General features: G+C 70.3%; 15 protein-coding genes and 1 pseudogene. 5 read left to right on the top strand and 11 right to left on the bottom strand.

All coding sequences use genetic code 11. The annotated features are described in order from the left end of the window. Positions 1–312: pseudogene (gene glyA / locus BMX29_RS14865) on the top strand (serine hydroxymethyltransferase); the annotation flags it as partial. A gap of 54 nt (positions 313–366) precedes the next feature. Here glyA and BMX29_RS14860 read toward each other — a convergent pair. Continuing rightward, positions 367–741, bottom strand: coding sequence for a hypothetical protein (locus tag BMX29_RS14860; RefSeq protein WP_092814256.1), 375 nt, complete (start codon positions 739–741; stop codon positions 367–369). A 116-nt stretch (positions 742–857) separates the two neighbouring features. On the opposite strand from BMX29_RS14860, the gene BMX29_RS14855 reads away from it, so the two are divergent. Beyond that, a complete protein-coding gene (locus BMX29_RS14855) occupies positions 858–1,622 on the top strand; it encodes an alpha/beta fold hydrolase (protein ID WP_092814277.1) in 765 nt (254 codons plus the stop codon). 30 nt (positions 1,623–1,652) lie between these two features. Here BMX29_RS14855 and BMX29_RS14850 read toward each other — a convergent pair whose 3' ends face one another. Both BMX29_RS14850 and BMX29_RS14845 read right to left on the bottom strand, forming a co-directional pair. Continuing rightward, a complete protein-coding gene (locus BMX29_RS14850) occupies positions 1,653–2,006 on the bottom strand; it encodes a hypothetical protein (protein WP_043843266.1) in 354 nt (117 codons plus the stop codon). 156 nt (positions 2,007–2,162) lie between these two features. Then, positions 2,163–2,447: an acylphosphatase gene (locus tag BMX29_RS14845; RefSeq protein ID WP_043843265.1), complete on the bottom strand. Its 285-nt coding sequence runs from the start codon at positions 2,445–2,447 to the stop codon at positions 2,163–2,165. A 194-nt stretch (positions 2,448–2,641) separates the two neighbouring features. Between BMX29_RS14845 and lepA the strand changes: the two genes are divergently transcribed. Next, positions 2,642–4,444, top strand: coding sequence for a translation elongation factor 4 (lepA, locus tag BMX29_RS14840; RefSeq protein ID WP_092814254.1), 1,803 nt, complete (start codon positions 2,642–2,644; stop codon positions 4,442–4,444). Between the two features lie 150 nt (positions 4,445–4,594). Beyond that, positions 4,595–4,924: a DUF3140 domain-containing protein gene (locus tag BMX29_RS14835; protein ID WP_092814251.1), complete on the top strand. Its 330-nt coding sequence runs from the start codon at positions 4,595–4,597 to the stop codon at positions 4,922–4,924. A 9-nt stretch (positions 4,925–4,933) separates the two neighbouring features. Here BMX29_RS14835 and BMX29_RS14830 read toward each other — a convergent pair whose 3' ends face one another. Beyond that, a complete protein-coding gene (locus tag BMX29_RS14830; RefSeq protein ID WP_092814249.1) occupies positions 4,934–5,389 on the bottom strand; it encodes a low molecular weight protein-tyrosine-phosphatase in 456 nt (151 codons plus the stop codon). Between the two features lie 45 nt (positions 5,390–5,434). On the opposite strand from BMX29_RS14830, the gene BMX29_RS14825 reads away from it, so the two are divergent. Further along, entirely contained in the window at positions 5,435–6,142 is a 708-nt protein-coding gene (locus BMX29_RS14825) for an NAD-dependent deacylase (RefSeq protein WP_092814247.1), read from the top strand. A gap of 23 nt (positions 6,143–6,165) precedes the next feature. On the opposite strand, the gene BMX29_RS14820 is transcribed toward BMX29_RS14825, so the two are convergent. From BMX29_RS14820 to BMX29_RS14790, 7 genes are all read right to left on the bottom strand, one after another. Next, a complete protein-coding gene (locus BMX29_RS14820) occupies positions 6,166–6,657 on the bottom strand; it encodes a copper chaperone PCu(A)C (protein ID WP_092814244.1) in 492 nt (163 codons plus the stop codon). 39 nt (positions 6,658–6,696) lie between these two features. After that, positions 6,697–7,038 carry a hypothetical protein gene (locus BMX29_RS14815; protein WP_092814241.1) on the bottom strand — a complete coding sequence of 114 codons (342 nt, stop codon included), beginning with the start codon at positions 7,036–7,038 and terminating at the stop codon, positions 6,697–6,699. Positions 7,039–7,179: 141 nt separating this feature from the next. After that, positions 7,180–7,479: a 50S ribosomal protein L28 gene (gene rpmB, locus BMX29_RS14810; protein WP_043843256.1), complete on the bottom strand. Its 300-nt coding sequence runs from the start codon at positions 7,477–7,479 to the stop codon at positions 7,180–7,182. 93 nt (positions 7,480–7,572) lie between these two features. After that, on the bottom strand, positions 7,573–8,604 hold the full coding sequence (meaB, locus tag BMX29_RS14805) for a methylmalonyl Co-A mutase-associated GTPase MeaB (protein ID WP_092814238.1): 1,032 nt from the start codon (positions 8,602–8,604) through the stop codon (positions 7,573–7,575). 133 nt (positions 8,605–8,737) lie between these two features. Beyond that, the gene (hrpB, locus tag BMX29_RS14800; RefSeq protein WP_092814235.1) at positions 8,738–11,179 is read right to left on the bottom strand and encodes an ATP-dependent helicase HrpB; all 2,442 of its coding nucleotides are present in this window, start codon (positions 11,177–11,179) and stop codon (positions 8,738–8,740) included. A 76-nt stretch (positions 11,180–11,255) separates the two neighbouring features. Continuing rightward, on the bottom strand, positions 11,256–12,182 hold the full coding sequence (argF, locus tag BMX29_RS14795) for an ornithine carbamoyltransferase (RefSeq protein WP_092814232.1): 927 nt from the start codon (positions 12,180–12,182) through the stop codon (positions 11,256–11,258). A gap of 237 nt (positions 12,183–12,419) precedes the next feature. After that, on the bottom strand, positions 12,420–13,598 hold the full coding sequence (locus BMX29_RS14790) for an aspartate aminotransferase family protein (protein WP_043843250.1): 1,179 nt from the start codon (positions 13,596–13,598) through the stop codon (positions 12,420–12,422). Positions 13,599–13,829: the final 231 nt, after the last annotated feature.

Here is a 13,829-nt window from a genome sequence, read left to right as displayed (position 1 = left end):
GACCTGCGTCCCAAGGGCGTGAAGGGCAACGCGACCGAGGCCGCCCTGGGCCGCGCGCACATCACCTGCAACAAGAACGGCGTGCCGTTCGACCCCGAGAAGCCCACGGTGACCTCCGGCATCCGTCTCGGCACGCCGGCCGGCACCACCCGCGGCTTCGGCGAGGCCGAGTTCCGGCAGGTCGCCGACTGGATCGTCGAGATCGTGGACGCGCTGGCGGCCAACCCCGACGACACCGCGGAGGTCGAGGCCAAGGTCCGCGCCGAGGTCGCGGAGATGCTCGCCCGCTTCCCGATCTATCCGGACATGTAAGCTCCGGTCCGCGCCGGCCTCCATCGCGCGGGGCCGGCGCCCTCCAGTGCGGTGTTACGCCAGCCCGCGCCAGCGCAGCACGGCGATGAACAGCACGGCCACGACCAGCAGGTTGAAGCCGATCACCGCCGCCAGCCCCAGCGCCGCGCCGATCCGCCGGTCGCGCACGTCGATCCCCGCCAGGTGCTGCTCCACCCGCTCGCAGGCGGCCGTGATCTCTCCGCCCTCGGAGGCGTGACGCAGGCGCGGATGCCCCGAAAGCTGGACCGCCTCGCCAATACGGCAGAGGTCGGCGCGGATCGCGCGCGGCAGGCGACGCCCGGCCCGCGCCGCGCGGCGGCCGAGCGAGCCGTGCTTGAGGCCAAGCCGGTCCCTCAGGAGGCTTTCGATGCGCCCGGTGCGCGCGGTGAGGTCGTCGTGGGTGATCATGGTCCGGAATTTACCGTGTTCGCGGGCAACGGAACATCCCCGACGTGGCCTCCGCCGCGAGGGTGATGCACGCGGCCCACTGGCGCCCGGCCGCGCGCCGGTCTATCGCTGGGCACATGGAACTCGCGACAATTTCCCAGAACTCCGACGGCGACGCGCCACATCTTGTCATCGTGCACGGGCTGTTCGGCTCGGCCCGGAACTGGGGTGTGATCGCCAAGCGCCTCTCCGATCGTGGGCCGGTGACGGCCGTGGACATGCGAAACCACGGCCAGAGCCCGTGGAGCGACAGCCATTCCTACGCCGACCTCGCGGGCGACCTTGCCGACACGATACAAGCGATCGGCGGACCGGTGGACGTGGTCGGTCATTCGATGGGCGGCAAGGCGGCCATGGCGCTGGCGCTCACCCGGCCCGAGCTGGTGCGCCGTCTCGTGGTCGCGGACATCGCGCCGGTGACCTACAGCCACTCGCAGATGCAATACGTCGAGGCGATGCGTGCCGTGGACCTCTCGCGCGTTGAAAAGCGCGCCGACGCTGCCGCCCAGTTGGCCGACACCGTTCCGGAAAAGACGTTGCAAAGTTTCTTCACCCAGTCGCTCGACGTCGCGAACAGGGCCTGGGTGCTGAACCTCGACGTGCTCGCGGCCGAGATGGACAAGATCGTCGGCTGGCCCGACGACATCGAGGGCACCTTCGAGAACCCGGTGCTGTTCCTCGCCGGTGGCGACAGCGACTATGTCTCGCGCGACAACCGCGACCGCATCCGCGGCTACTTTCCCAAGGCGCGCTTTGCCGCCCTGCCGGGCACCGGGCACTGGCTGCACGCCGAGAAGCCCCGCGAGTTCGAGGCTTCGGTGCGCGCCTTCCTGGACGCCTGAGCGACCAGCTGCTCCGGATGCAGCGCGGCCTCAGAGGCCGCGGCAGCTTCGCTCGGCCCGCGACACGAACGCCTTGTAGTTGCGCCACATTTCTTCGTGCTTCGGACGGTCCGATTGCCGGATCTCCTGAGCGTGGTGCGGATCCTTGAAGAACTTGATCGCTAGCCGCTGCTCGGCGCCGCTGAGCGAGCGGTCGGCCGTGGCCTGGATGCACCCGCAAAGCCTGTCGTTGCGCGCCTTGCGATCGCTGCGCAGGCACGCGGTCTTCATCGGGCCGCTGGCAAAGCTCGGGCCCGCGAAGGTGGCTCCGCGCGACACGCTTTCGCGCTGACCGCAGGCGGCGAGCGTCAGCCCGCACACCACTACCATGATGATCGATTTCATGCGCCTCTGTCCCCGTCTGGGCCGGGCCGGGCGTCTTGAGATGCGCCCGATGCATCCGGCCGAACTGCCGATGACGCAAACAATCGCGCATAATCCGGGATTTGGCAATTCACGAAAGCGGCCCGAGGGCCGCCTTCACTTTCTTCGGGCCGCTTATCAGTCGCGAACCTCGATGTCCTTGCAGCCGCGCACGTCGTCCGCGTCGGCGGGCTCGGAGGACACGTCGGCCACGTCCGCGCCGTCGGGTCCGTCCCGCATGACCTTGGCCATGTCCTCGAGGTCGAGCGCCTCGCCCGCCAGCACCGCCTCGACGCTGCCGTCGGCGGCGTTGCGGACCCAGCCGCGCACGTGGCGCTTGGCGCCTTCGGTCTGGAGGTAATCGCGGTAGCCCACGCCCTGGACCTTGCCGGTTGCGGTCATCCGCATTGCCACTTCTGCCATGATGCACTGTCTCCTGTCGTCGGATGTCTGTCCGGCCCGCGCGGCGGCGGACCGTGGGTGTGCCCGACCAACGCAGGCGGCGGGGCGCGGTTTCCCCGCGACGTGCGCGACGCGTCGGACCCCCCGCGTCACAAGGGGCGACTGCGCCCCCGCGCCACCTTGACCGGGTCGCGCGCCCGCGTCATATCGCGGGAATGATCCCACGCGAGCGCATCCGTAATTTCTCCATCGTCGCCCACATCGACCACGGGAAATCCACTCTGGCCGACCGGCTGATCCAGCTCACCGGCACCGTCGCCGAACGCGACATGCAGGACCAGCTCCTCGACTCGATGGATATCGAGCGCGAGCGCGGCATCACGATCAAGGCCAACACCGTCCGGATCGAGTATCCCGCGGAGGACGGTCACACCTACGTGCTGAACCTGATCGACACGCCCGGTCACGTGGACTTCGCCTACGAGGTCGCCCGGTCCATGCAGGCGGTCGAGGGCTCGCTGCTGGTGGTGGACGCCACCCAGGGGGTCGAGGCGCAGACGCTGGCCAACGTGTACACCGCCATCGACGCCGACCACGAGATCGTGCCGGTGCTGAACAAGGTGGACCTGCCGGCCGCCGACACAGACCGGGTGCGCGCGCAGATCGAGGACGTGATCGGCATCGACGCCTCCGAGGCCTGCCTGATCTCGGCCAAGACCGGCGTCGGCATCCCCGACGTGCTCGAGGCCATCGTGACGAAGCTGCCCGCCCCAGACGCGGGCGACGCGGAGAAGCCTCTCAAGGCGATGCTGGTCGACTCCAAGTACGACCAGTATCTCGGCGTGATCTGTATCGTCCGGATCATCGACGGCACCCTCAAGAAGGGCGACCGCATCCGGATGATGAAGACGGGGGGCACCTACGACGTGGACGACGTGGGCGTCTACCGCCCGCGCATGACCGCCGTGGAGGAACTCGGCCCCGGCGAGATCGGCTATCTCAACGCCTCGATCAAGCAGGTCCGCGACACCCGCGTGGGCGACACCATCACGCTGGAAAAGCGCCCCTGCGAGACGCCCCTGCCCGGCTTCAAACCGTCGGTGCCGGTGGTGTTCTGCGGACTCTTCCCGGTGGACGCGAACGACTTCGAGGACATGCGCGACGCCATAGAAAAGCTCGCGCTAAACGACGCCTCCTTCACCTACGAGATGGAGACCTCGGCGGCGCTCGGCTTCGGCTTCCGCTGCGGCTTCCTCGGGCTTCTGCACCTCGAGGTGATCCGCGACCGGCTGGAGCGGGAATACGGCATCGAGCTGATCACCACGGCGCCGTCGGTGATCTACCACCTCTACACCAAGGACGGCGAGCGGCGCGACCTGCACAACCCCGCCGACATGCCCGACCCCTCGACCGTCGCGCATGTGGAAGAGCCGCGCATCAAGGCGACCATCATGGTCCCCGACGAGTATCTCGGCGACGTGCTCAAGCTCTGCCAGGAGCGGCGCGGCATCCAGCTCGACCTGACCTACGTGGCGGGCCGCGCGATGGCGGTCTACGACCTGCCGCTCAACGAGGTGGTCTTCGACTTCTACGACCGGCTGAAATCGGTCACCAAGGGCTATGCCAGCTTCGATTACGAGATGATCGGCTACCGCGAGGACAACCTCGTGAAGATGCAGATCCTCGTGAACGACGAGCCCGTGGACGCGCTCGCCATGATGGTCCACCGCGACCGCGCCGAGCAGCGCGGCCGCGCCATGTGCGAGAAGCTCAAGGACCTGATCCCGCGCCACATGTTCAAGATCCCGATCCAGGCGGCGATCGGCGCCAAGGTCATCGCCCGCGAGACGCTTTCGGCGATGCGCAAGGACGTGACCGCCAAGTGCTACGGCGGCGACGCGACGCGCAAGAAGAAGCTGCTTGAGAAGCAGAAGGCCGGCAAGAAGAAGATGCGCCAGTTCGGCAAGGTCGAGATCCCGCAGGAGGCGTTCATCTCGGCTCTGAAGATGGATAGCTGAGGCGCGCCCCCGGCTTTGCCGGGGTCAAAACGTGTTCGCCCCGGGCCATGCCCGCGAAACTCGTGTTGCAACCTGTCCATAAATTTCCTTAAGCGGAACCCCCCGCTTCGCCCGCTTGTTCTCCCGCGACACCGCAGACAGGAGCACCCCATGGCGAAATCGCGTGACGAGGTCTGGGACGAGTGGCAGGAGCTCGTGAACATGTCCCCCAAGGAGCTGGAGGACTGGCTCGAGACGGAGGAGTCGAAAGAGGTCGGCGACAGCGAGGACGGGGAGTCCACCGGCCATGCCTCGGGGCGGAAGATCGTGAAGATCCAGCGCACCAACAAGGGCGACCTCTCGGACGACCAGTGGGCGCACATGGGCAAGGTCGTCGCCTACATCAAGCGTCACACGGCGCAGGGCGGCCCGGACGACGACCCCGAGAGCTCCGACTGGCGCTACTCCCTGATGAACTGGGGCCACGACCCCTGCAAGTAGGCGCGGGCCTCAGCCCCTCAGGCGGTCCAGCAGCCCGTCGGCCGCGCGCTCGATCAGGTCCAGCGCGCCGTCGAAGTCCCGCGTGTGGTAGGGGTCGGGCACGTGGTCGGCCTCGCCCGCGGGCAGGTAGTCGGTGAACATCTCCAGCCGGGCACGGGCCTCCGCGGGCGCAATGGCCTCAAGGTCCGCCCGGTTCTGCGCGTCCATCGCCAGGATCAGGTCGAAGCGGTCGAAATCCGCTCGCTCCGCCTGCCGCGCGCGCAAGGGGGCGAGGTCGTAGCCCCGCGCCGCGCCGGCCTTCTGCATCGGTCCGTAGGGCGGCTCGCCCACATGCCAGTCGCCGGTGCCCGCGCTGTCGAGGTGCAGGTCCATCCCCCACGCCTCGGCCTTGGCGCGGACGACCGCCTCGGCGGACGGGGACCGGCAGATGTTGCCGAGGCAGACGAAGAGGATGCGCTGGGTCATGCCCGTCTGATACCCAAGGGGCGACCGGCGCGAAAGGGGGCAGCCATGGCCGACACCATCGTCATTCTCACCGGGGCGGGCATCTCGGCCGAAAGCGGGCTGGGGACGTTCCGCGACACGGACGGGCTCTGGAGCAAGGTCCGGATCGAGGACGTGGCCACGCCCGAGGCCTTCGCCCGCGATCCCGCCCGCGTGCAGGAGTTCTACAACATGCGCCGCGCGCAGGCCGCGGGCGCCGCGCCCAACCCGGCCCACCACGCGCTGGCGCGACTTCAGCGCGATCATCCCGGCCGCGTGGTGATCGTGACCCAGAACGTGGACGGGCTGCACGAGGCCGCCGGGGCCACCGTCCTGCACATGCACGGCGCCCTCGACCGCGCGCTCTGCGCCGCCTGCGATCACCGCTGGCCGGCGCCTGCCGAGATGCGCCCCGAAGAGCCCTGCCCCGCCTGTGGTGCGCCAGCCGGACGCCCGGACGTGGTCTGGTTCGGCGAGATGCCGCACCACATGGAGGAGATCGCGGAGCTGCTGGCGGCGGCGGACCTCTTCGTCGCGATCGGCACCTCGGGGCAGGTCTACCCCGCCGCGGGTTTCGTTCAGGAGGCCCGGCTCGCCGGCGTCGAGACGCTGGAGCTGAACCTCGCGGAATCGGACGTCTCCGCCGCCTTCGACCGCCACGAGATCGGCCCGGCGAGCGAGATCGTCCCCGACTGGGTCGACCGGGTGCTGTCCGGAGGCCGGGCGCGGGGCTGATCCCGGCCCGGCCCCCTGTCCCGTCAGTTCGTCGGGGCGGTGTCCATGCCCTGCATGGCGCCGTGTTCGCCGTCCTGCGCCGGCTGGCGGTCGCGGTCCACGACGATGTCGACCTGCACGTCGCCTGCGCGCTCGAAGGTCAGGGTGACCGGGATCGTGTCGCCGTTCTCCCACCCTTCGGTGAGGCCCATGAACATGACGTGATCGCCCCCGCGTTGCAGCGCATGGGAGCTGTCGGCGGGAATCTCCAGGCCGCCCTCCACCGGCCGCATGAGCATCATGCCGGTGTCGTCCTGCGCGTGGGTGTGCAGCTCGACCACGGCGGCGGCCTCGGAGGCCACGCCGATCAGCCGGTCGGCCTCGGCGCCGTCGTTCTCGATCACCATGAAGGCCGCACCCGACTTTGCGACCGGGGTGGCGCTGCGCGCGTAGGCGTCGTGAATGGTGATGTCAGCCGCGGCCATGGCGGCGGTGCCGGCCACGAGCGTGGCGGCAAGGGAAAGAGTGCGGATCATGTCTGTCGTCTCCGGGTAGGTGTCTGTGGTCCATGGGGATCAGACAAGGCCCGGAGGCGCCCTTGCCGTAGCCTGCGGTGCAGGCATCGCGCGGCCGGCGACGCGGGCCCCGGCGAATCGGCACGGGACCACACGTCGAACCGGTGCGCCCAGTGCCACCGGAAGACCGGCATCGGTGAAGATCGCCGCGCCGGCGTCGGGGCACAGCGCGCTCTGGCGCACCGGCGTGCCGTCCGCACCGAGGGTCACGACCTCGGCCGTCGCGCCCCGGCAAAGCACGACGGTAGAGACCGGGTGCAGACCGCGCGCGATCGCCGCCTCCACGCCCGCGAGGGCGAAGAGCGTCAGCAGAAGCACGCGAAGAACGGGAGCGACGGTCATACGTCCCTCATGCCGCGCGGCGGTGCGCCGGGCAACCGCCCGCGGCGTCGCAGGCCAGAGCACGCGTCGCGCCGCCGGGACCACGCGAAATGCCCCGGCCGCAGGTGCGACCGGGGCATCCCGTACGTCATGGTCAGACGATCAGGCTTCGGCAGCGGCCGAGGCTTGCGCCTTGGCGATTTCCTGCTTCACCTTCAGTGCCTTCGCCGAAAGCTCGACGTCCTTCGCCTTGGCGAGGAACTTGTCGAGACCACCGCGATGGTCGACCGAGCGCAGCGCCGAGGCCGAGATCCGCAGCTTGATGCCGCGGCCCAGCGATTCGGACTGGAGCGTCACGTCGTTGAGGTTCGGCAGGAAGCGCCGCTTGGTCTTGTTGTTGGCGTGGCTGACGTTGTTGCCAACCATCGGCCCTTTTCCGGTCAGTTCGCAGACACGCGACATGGGTTCGTCCTCGTCTTGTCGCGAGGGACGCGCCCCCGCCAATATCAAAAGGCGCGTGCGATCCGCCCGCGCCCGGAATCTGGTCGGGCTTCGTTATGCGAGCGACGTCTCCGCGTCAAGCCCCGTCTCCCCGGCCTCGGGCCCGAGGCCCAGCACATCGGTCAGCACCTCCGCGGCGGCAAGGGCCGGCGTCGTGGTTCCGGCCTCGACCTGCCGGGCCAGCGCCTCCATCGCCCCCTTCACCGGCTCGCGCGAGAGCCGGGCGAGAAGCCCCGCCCGCACCTCCGCCTCGAACCAGTAGCGCGCCTGCTCGGCGCGGCGCGCGTCCCAGTGACCGGTCTCGCGGCGCCAGTCCGCCAGCGCGCGCATCTCATCCCAGGCACGTTCGAGCCCGTTCTCCTCCATCGCCGAGACGGTAAGCGCCTTCGGAAAGCCCTCCGGGTCCTGCGGCCGTTTCCGCAGAAGCCGCAGGGCGCCGGCGTAATCCGAACAGGTCCGCGTGGCGGTGGCGGCAAGGTCGCCGTCCGCCTTGTTGACGATCAGGAGGTCGGCCATCTCCATGATGCCGCGCTTGACCCCCTGAAGCTCGTCCCCGCCCCCGGGCGCCAGCAGCAGCACGAACAGATCGGTCATCTCGGCGACCACGGTCTCGGACTGGCCCACGCCGACGGTCTCCACCAGAACCGCGTCGAAGCCCGCCGCCTCGAGCAGCGCGATCGCCTCGCGGGTGCGCCGCGCCACGCCGCCCAGGTGAGATTGCGAGGGCGACGGACGGATGAAGGCGTTGGGAGCACGCGACAGCCGCTCCATCCGCGTCTTGTCGCCCAGGATCGACCCGCCCGAGCGCGCCGAGGACGGGTCGACGGCCAGGACGCCCACCCGGAGGTCGGCGCCGGTGAGCATCATCCCGAAGCTCTCGATGAAGGTGGACTTGCCCACGCCGGGCGTGCCCGACAAGCCAATCCGCATGGCCTGCCGCCCGTGGTCGGCGTCGTTCAAGCGCCCGATCAGGTCAACCGCCGCCCTGCGGTGATCGGCGCGGCCGCTCTCCACCAGCGTGATGGCGCGTGCCAGCGCGCGGCGGTCGCCGGCGAGGACGCCCTCGGCAAGCCTTTCGATGTCCATGCGCTCTCCCTCCGGTCGCCCCGCCGTTCTGCCCCCCGTCGCGCCCGCTTGTCCAGTCCGCGCCGTCCGGCCTTCTTCCCGGTCGAAACATCCCGGGTTCCGGGGCGACGCCCCGGCCCGCCTGTTCCGCCCGTCACCGCCCCCGGGGCTTGGCGCGCAGCGTCGGGTCGGCCCTGGTCGGGTCCTCGGGCCAGGGATGTTTCGGATAGCTGGCGCGCATGTCCTTGCGCACGTCGGCATAGGAGCCCGCCCAGAATCCGGGCAGGTCCATCGTGGTCTGGACCGGCCGGTTCGCAGGCGATAGCAGGGTCACCTTGAGCGGCTGGTTTCCGACCGTGGGGTGCGTGGTCTGCCCGAACATCTCCTGCAGGCGCAAGGATATCTCGGGGTGGTCGCCGGAGTAATCGATGGGGATCGACCGGCCGAGCGGCGTCTCGAAGGCCCCGGGCACGCGACGGTCGAGTTCCTGCATCTGAGCGAAGTCCAGCCGCGCGCGCAGAGCCGGCACCGGGTCGAAGCGCTTCCAGTCCTCGATGCTGCGCACGCCGGACAGGAACGGCAGCAACCACTCCTCCATCGTGTCGAGAAGCGCGTCCTCCTCCATCGAGGGCAGGTCGGCACCCGCCTCGCGCGCCAGCGCCACCCGCGCAGCCAGCCGGCGCGCGGCCGGGGTCAGCGAGAGGCCGAACTCGCGCACCCCGTCGAGCATGGCGCGGGCCACCACGTCCCCGGGCACGTCGCGCCAGACCCTGTCATCGAGGACCAGCCGGCCGAAGCATTCCCGCTGCCGCGCCACCACCCGCCGCTCGCGGCGCGACCAGTGGCAGACGTCCTCCCAGGCAATCCGGTCGGCGTAGAGCGCGCGAAGCTCGGCCTCTTCCAGTCGCGCGGCCTGCCGGATGCGCGCCTCGCGCGGGTTGCCATCGAGATCGATCGCCACGATCAGCCGCGACCCGCCCAGCGGGTCGGCGGCGTCGAAGATCGCGCCCTTGCCGCCAGACAGCACGTAGCGCGGCGCATCGCCGTTTCGCCGCAGGCCGATCCGGTCGGGATAGGCCAGCGCCGCCATTGCCGCAGGCGAAAGATCCGACCCATCCGCGGTCACCGCGCGGGCGAGGCGCTTCTGCTCTTCCCGGATGCGCGCGACGCCGGCGCGGCGCACCTCGTGCGGGCGCGACGCCGCCGCCTGTTTGGGATTGCGCAGCGCCTCGAGCCGCAGGCGCAGGTCGGCCGGCGCCCCCTTGAGCGGATCACGGTCCGCGAGCAGCGCGGCCAACGGTGCGGCGTCCCGTCCGGCCACCTGCAGCATGTGTGCGAGCCGCGGATGGAGCGGCAGCCCGGCCAGCTTGCGTCCGTGTTCCGTCACCAGCCCGCGGGCGTCCAGCGCACCCAGCATCCGCAGGAGCGCCTGCGCCTCGGCATAGGCGCCGGGGTTGGGCTGCGTGGGGAACGGCAGATCCTCGGGCGCCGCGCCCCAGAGTGCCAGGTCGAGGGCGAGGCCCGCGAGGTCCGCCGCCTCGATCTCGGCCGGGGGATGGGCAAAAAGCGCGCCCTCCTCTCCCCTCGTCCAGAGCCGGTAGGCCACGCCCTCGGCCACCCGCCCCGCGCGACCGGCGCGCTGCGTTGCCTCGGCGCGGGTCACGCGCTCCGTCACCAGCCGCGACATGCCCGAGCCCGGGTCGAAGCGCGCGCGCCGGGCCTTGCCTCCGTCGACGACCACGCGGATGTCCTCGATGGTCAGCGAGGTCTCGGCGATGGCCGTGGCGAGCACCACCTTGCGCCCCGAAGTCTCGGGGCGGATCGCGGCGCGCTGGTCGGCGAAGTCCATCGCCCCGAACAGCGGGCGGACCACGTGATCGCCCGGCAACGCACCGGACAGCCGCTGCGCCACGCGGCGGATCTCGCCCTCGCCCGGCAGGAACACGAGGATGCCGCCCCCGGTCTCGCGGGCGGCCTGTATCACGAGGTCGGCGGCAGCGTCCTCGAACCGGCGGCCCTTGGGCACGGGTGTGTCGAGCCAGCGGGTCTCGACCGGGAAGGCGCGGCCCGCCGAGGTGACGACGGGGGCATCCATCAGTTCGGCCAGACCGCCCGCGTCGAGCGTGGCGGACATGGCCAGCAACACGAGGTCCTCGCGTAGCGCGCCCGCCACTTCGAGGCAGAGCGCAAGCCCGAGATCGGCGTTCAGGGAGCGTTCGTGGATCTCGTCGAAGATCACCGCGCCGACGCCGTCGAGGCCGGGATCGGATTGCAGGCGCCGGGTGAGGATGCCCTCGGTGACCACCTCGATGCGGGTGTCCGGCCCGACCTTCGACTCGCCCCGGATGCGGTAGCCGACGGTTTCTCCCACGCGCTCGCCCAGCGTCTCGGCCATGCGCTCGGCCGCCGCGCGCGCGGCGAGGCGGCGCGGCTCCAGCATGACGATGGTGCCGGGGGTGACGCCGGCCTCCAGCATCGCCAGCGGCACGCGGGTGGTCTTGCCGGCGCCGGGCGGCGCCTCGAGCACCGCACGGCCGCGGTCCTTCAGCGCCGCGATCAACTCGGGCAGCGCGTCCTCGATCGGCAACCGGGTCATGCGGACTCCGCGCGGAGGCCCGGCGCACCGGGGCGGCGCGGCACCCGCGCTGCCGGCTTGGCGGTGCGTCGCTGGCTCACGCCCCGAGGCACCACCGCATCACGGCCTTCTGGGCGTGCAGCCGGTTCTCGGCCTCGTCCCAGATGACAGAGTGTGGGCCGTCCATGACCTCGGACGTGACCTCTTCCTCGCGGTGCGCGGGAAGGCAGTGCATGAAGAGCGCGTCGGGCTTGGCTTTCTCCATCAGGTTCGCGTTGATCTGGTAGGGCCGGAGCATGTTGTGCCGCCGCTCGCGGGCGGACTGGGCATCGTGCATCGACACCCAGGTGTCGGTAATCACGAGGTCCGCGTCCTCGACCGCCTTCATCGGGTCGCGCTCGATGGTGACCTGAACGCCCTTGTTGCGGGCAAGGCCCACGAATTCCATCTCGGGGTCGAGCTGCACCGGGCCGGTGAAGGTGAAGTCGAAGCCCATCTGCGCGGCGGCGTGCAGCCACGAGGCGCAGACGTTGTTGCCGTCGCCGGACCAGACCACCTTGCGACCGCGAATGTCGCCGCGGTGCTCCTGGTAGGTCAGGAGGTCGGCCATGATCTGGCAGGGATGCGAGCGGTCGGTGAGACCGTTGATGACCGGCACGCTGGCGTATTCGGCCATTTCCTGCAGCACGCTCTCGTCGAAGGTCCGGATCATGATCATGTCGACGTAGCGGCTGAGCACGCGCGCCGTGTCGGCGATGGTCTCGCCGTGACCGAGCTGCATGTCCGTGCCCGACAGAACCATCGTCTCGCCGCCCATCTGGCGCACGCCCACGTCGAAGGAGACGCGCGTGCGGGTCGAGGGCTTCTCGAAGATCAGCGCGACCATGTGGTTCTTCAGCGGCTGCTCGGCGTCCGGCGTCGCCTTGGGCGCACCGTTGCGGGCCTCCTTCATGCGCGCGGCATTCTTCAGGATCGCGTCGAGGTCGGCGGGGTCGGTGGTGTGGATGTCGAGGAAATGGTTCATCTGTCGGTCTGCCTGTGCGGCGGCGGACCGGGGCGCTGCCCCGGACCCCGGAGTATTTGCTACGAGAAGAAGATCAGGTTCCGGCCGGGCGCGCCGCTCGGGCGGCGGTACGGGCGGAACGAGGCGCGGCGAAGTGTGTCATACATCTGATCCGGTGAGGCCGGCGGGTCGGCCGGGGGCGCTGCCCCCGGGCCCCCGGGATATTGCAGCCAGGACGAAGGCGCGGGGTCGCGCCGCCTATTTCGAGAGCGCAACGTGGGTGGCGGCGCGGTCGAGGCGGCGGACGGCCTCGGTGATCTCCTCGTCGGAGAGGATGAGCGGGGGCAGCAGGCGCACCACGTTGTCGGCCGCCGGGACGGTGATGACCTCGTGGTCGTAGCCCGCCTGCACGACGTCGGTGTTCGCCGCGCGGCACTTGAGGCCGAGCATCAGGCCCTGTCCGCGGACCTCCTCGAAGACGCCGGCATGGGTGGCGACCAGCCCCTCGAGCTTCTGGCGCAGGAGACCGGCCTTGCGCCGCACCTCGGGCAGGAAGTCGTCGGCCAGCATCTGGTCCATCACGGCCGAGCCCACCGCGCAGGCGAGCGGGTTGCCGCCGTAGGTCGAGCCGTGGGTGCCCGCGGTCATGCCGGCGGCGGCGCGCTCGGTGGCGAGCACGGCGCCGAGGGGGAAACCGCCGCCGATGCCCTTGGCGACCATCATGATGTCCGGCGTCACCCCCGCCCATTCGTGCGCGAAGAGCTTGCCGGTGCGGCCCATGCCGGATTGCACCTCGTCGAGGATCAGCAGGATGCCGTGCTCGTCGCAGAGCTTGCGGAGGCCCTGGAGGCACTGGTCGGGCAGCGGGCGGATGCCGCCTTCGCCCTGCACCGGCTCGATCAGGATCGCGGCGGTCTGCTCGCCGATGGCGGCCTTGAGCCCGTCATGGTCGGCCCAGTCCACGTGCACGAAGCCCGGCAGGATCGGCGCGAAGCCCTTGACCATCTTCTCGGACCCCGCGGCGGCGATGCCCGCGGAGGAGCGGCCGTGGAACGAGCCCGAGAAGGTGACGATCTCGGTGCGCTCGGGCGCGCCCTTCTCGTACCAGTACTTGCGCGCCATCTTGACCGCGAGTTCGCAGCTTTCGGTGCCGGAATTGGTGAAGAATACCGTGTCGGCGAAGGTGGCGCCGACGAGTTGATCGGCGAGGCGCTGCTGCTCGGGGATCCGGTAGAGGTTCGAGACGTGCCAGAGCTTGCCGGCCTGCGCCTCGAGCGCCGCGATCAGCGCGGGATGGGCGTGGCCGAGCGCGTTCACCGCGATGCCCGCGCCGAGGTCGAGGAAGCGTCGGCCGTCGGCCTCGATCAGCCAGGCGCCCTCGCCTCTCTCGAAGGAGAGCGGCGCGCGGTTGTAGGTCGGCAGGATCGAGGGGATCATGGGTCGCATCCTCTGGAATGAGAGAGCCCGATTGGTGCCAAGGCCCCACGGGCAAGTCAAGTTTGCGGGAGATGTGCCGGCGGGCACGGAACGACGGGGCGCGTAGGTCCCTGGCGGGGCGGCGCGGGCGGAGGCGATCAGAGGCCTCGTCGGATGATCCATGTGCCGGTCATGGGCGACGCAGTGGGGGTGTGCCGGACGGAATGCAAGAAAAATCGCTCCGGCGAGGCG

This window comes from Roseivivax marinus, assembly GCF_900109705.1.
GTDB classification, from domain to species: Bacteria; Pseudomonadota; Alphaproteobacteria; order Rhodobacterales; family Rhodobacteraceae; genus Roseivivax; species Roseivivax marinus.
The sequence above is the reverse complement of the archived record's forward strand: the minus strand, read 5'-3'. Positions and strand labels throughout refer to the sequence as shown.

What these genes read in the sequence shown, in the direction of transcription:
- BMX29_RS14860 (WP_092814256.1), bottom strand. Translation starts at nt 741, where the DNA reads ATGATCACCCACGACGACCTCACCGCGCGCACCGGGCGCATCGAAAGC.
- BMX29_RS14855 (WP_092814277.1), top strand. Translation starts at nt 858, where the DNA reads ATGGAACTCGCGACAATTTCCCAGAACTCCGACGGCGACGCGCCACAT.
- BMX29_RS14850 (WP_043843266.1), bottom strand. Translation starts at nt 2,006, where the DNA reads ATGAAATCGATCATCATGGTAGTGGTGTGCGGGCTGACGCTCGCCGCC.
- BMX29_RS14845 (WP_043843265.1), bottom strand. Translation starts at nt 2,447, where the DNA reads ATGGCAGAAGTGGCAATGCGGATGACCGCAACCGGCAAGGTCCAGGGC.
- lepA (WP_092814254.1), top strand. Translation starts at nt 2,642, where the DNA reads ATGATCCCACGCGAGCGCATCCGTAATTTCTCCATCGTCGCCCACATC.
- BMX29_RS14835 (WP_092814251.1), top strand. Translation starts at nt 4,595, where the DNA reads ATGGCGAAATCGCGTGACGAGGTCTGGGACGAGTGGCAGGAGCTCGTG.
- BMX29_RS14830 (WP_092814249.1), bottom strand. Translation starts at nt 5,389, where the DNA reads ATGACCCAGCGCATCCTCTTCGTCTGCCTCGGCAACATCTGCCGGTCC.
- BMX29_RS14825 (WP_092814247.1), top strand. Translation starts at nt 5,435, where the DNA reads ATGGCCGACACCATCGTCATTCTCACCGGGGCGGGCATCTCGGCCGAA.
- BMX29_RS14820 (WP_092814244.1), bottom strand. Translation starts at nt 6,657, where the DNA reads ATGATCCGCACTCTTTCCCTTGCCGCCACGCTCGTGGCCGGCACCGCC.
- BMX29_RS14815 (WP_092814241.1), bottom strand. Translation starts at nt 7,038, where the DNA reads ATGACCGTCGCTCCCGTTCTTCGCGTGCTTCTGCTGACGCTCTTCGCC.
- rpmB (WP_043843256.1), bottom strand. Translation starts at nt 7,479, where the DNA reads ATGTCGCGTGTCTGCGAACTGACCGGAAAAGGGCCGATGGTTGGCAAC.
- meaB (WP_092814238.1), bottom strand. Translation starts at nt 8,604, where the DNA reads ATGGACATCGAAAGGCTTGCCGAGGGCGTCCTCGCCGGCGACCGCCGC.
- hrpB (WP_092814235.1), bottom strand. Translation starts at nt 11,179, where the DNA reads ATGACCCGGTTGCCGATCGAGGACGCGCTGCCCGAGTTGATCGCGGCG.
- argF (WP_092814232.1), bottom strand. Translation starts at nt 12,182, where the DNA reads ATGAACCATTTCCTCGACATCCACACCACCGACCCCGCCGACCTCGAC.
- BMX29_RS14790 (WP_043843250.1), bottom strand. Translation starts at nt 13,598, where the DNA reads ATGATCCCCTCGATCCTGCCGACCTACAACCGCGCGCCGCTCTCCTTC.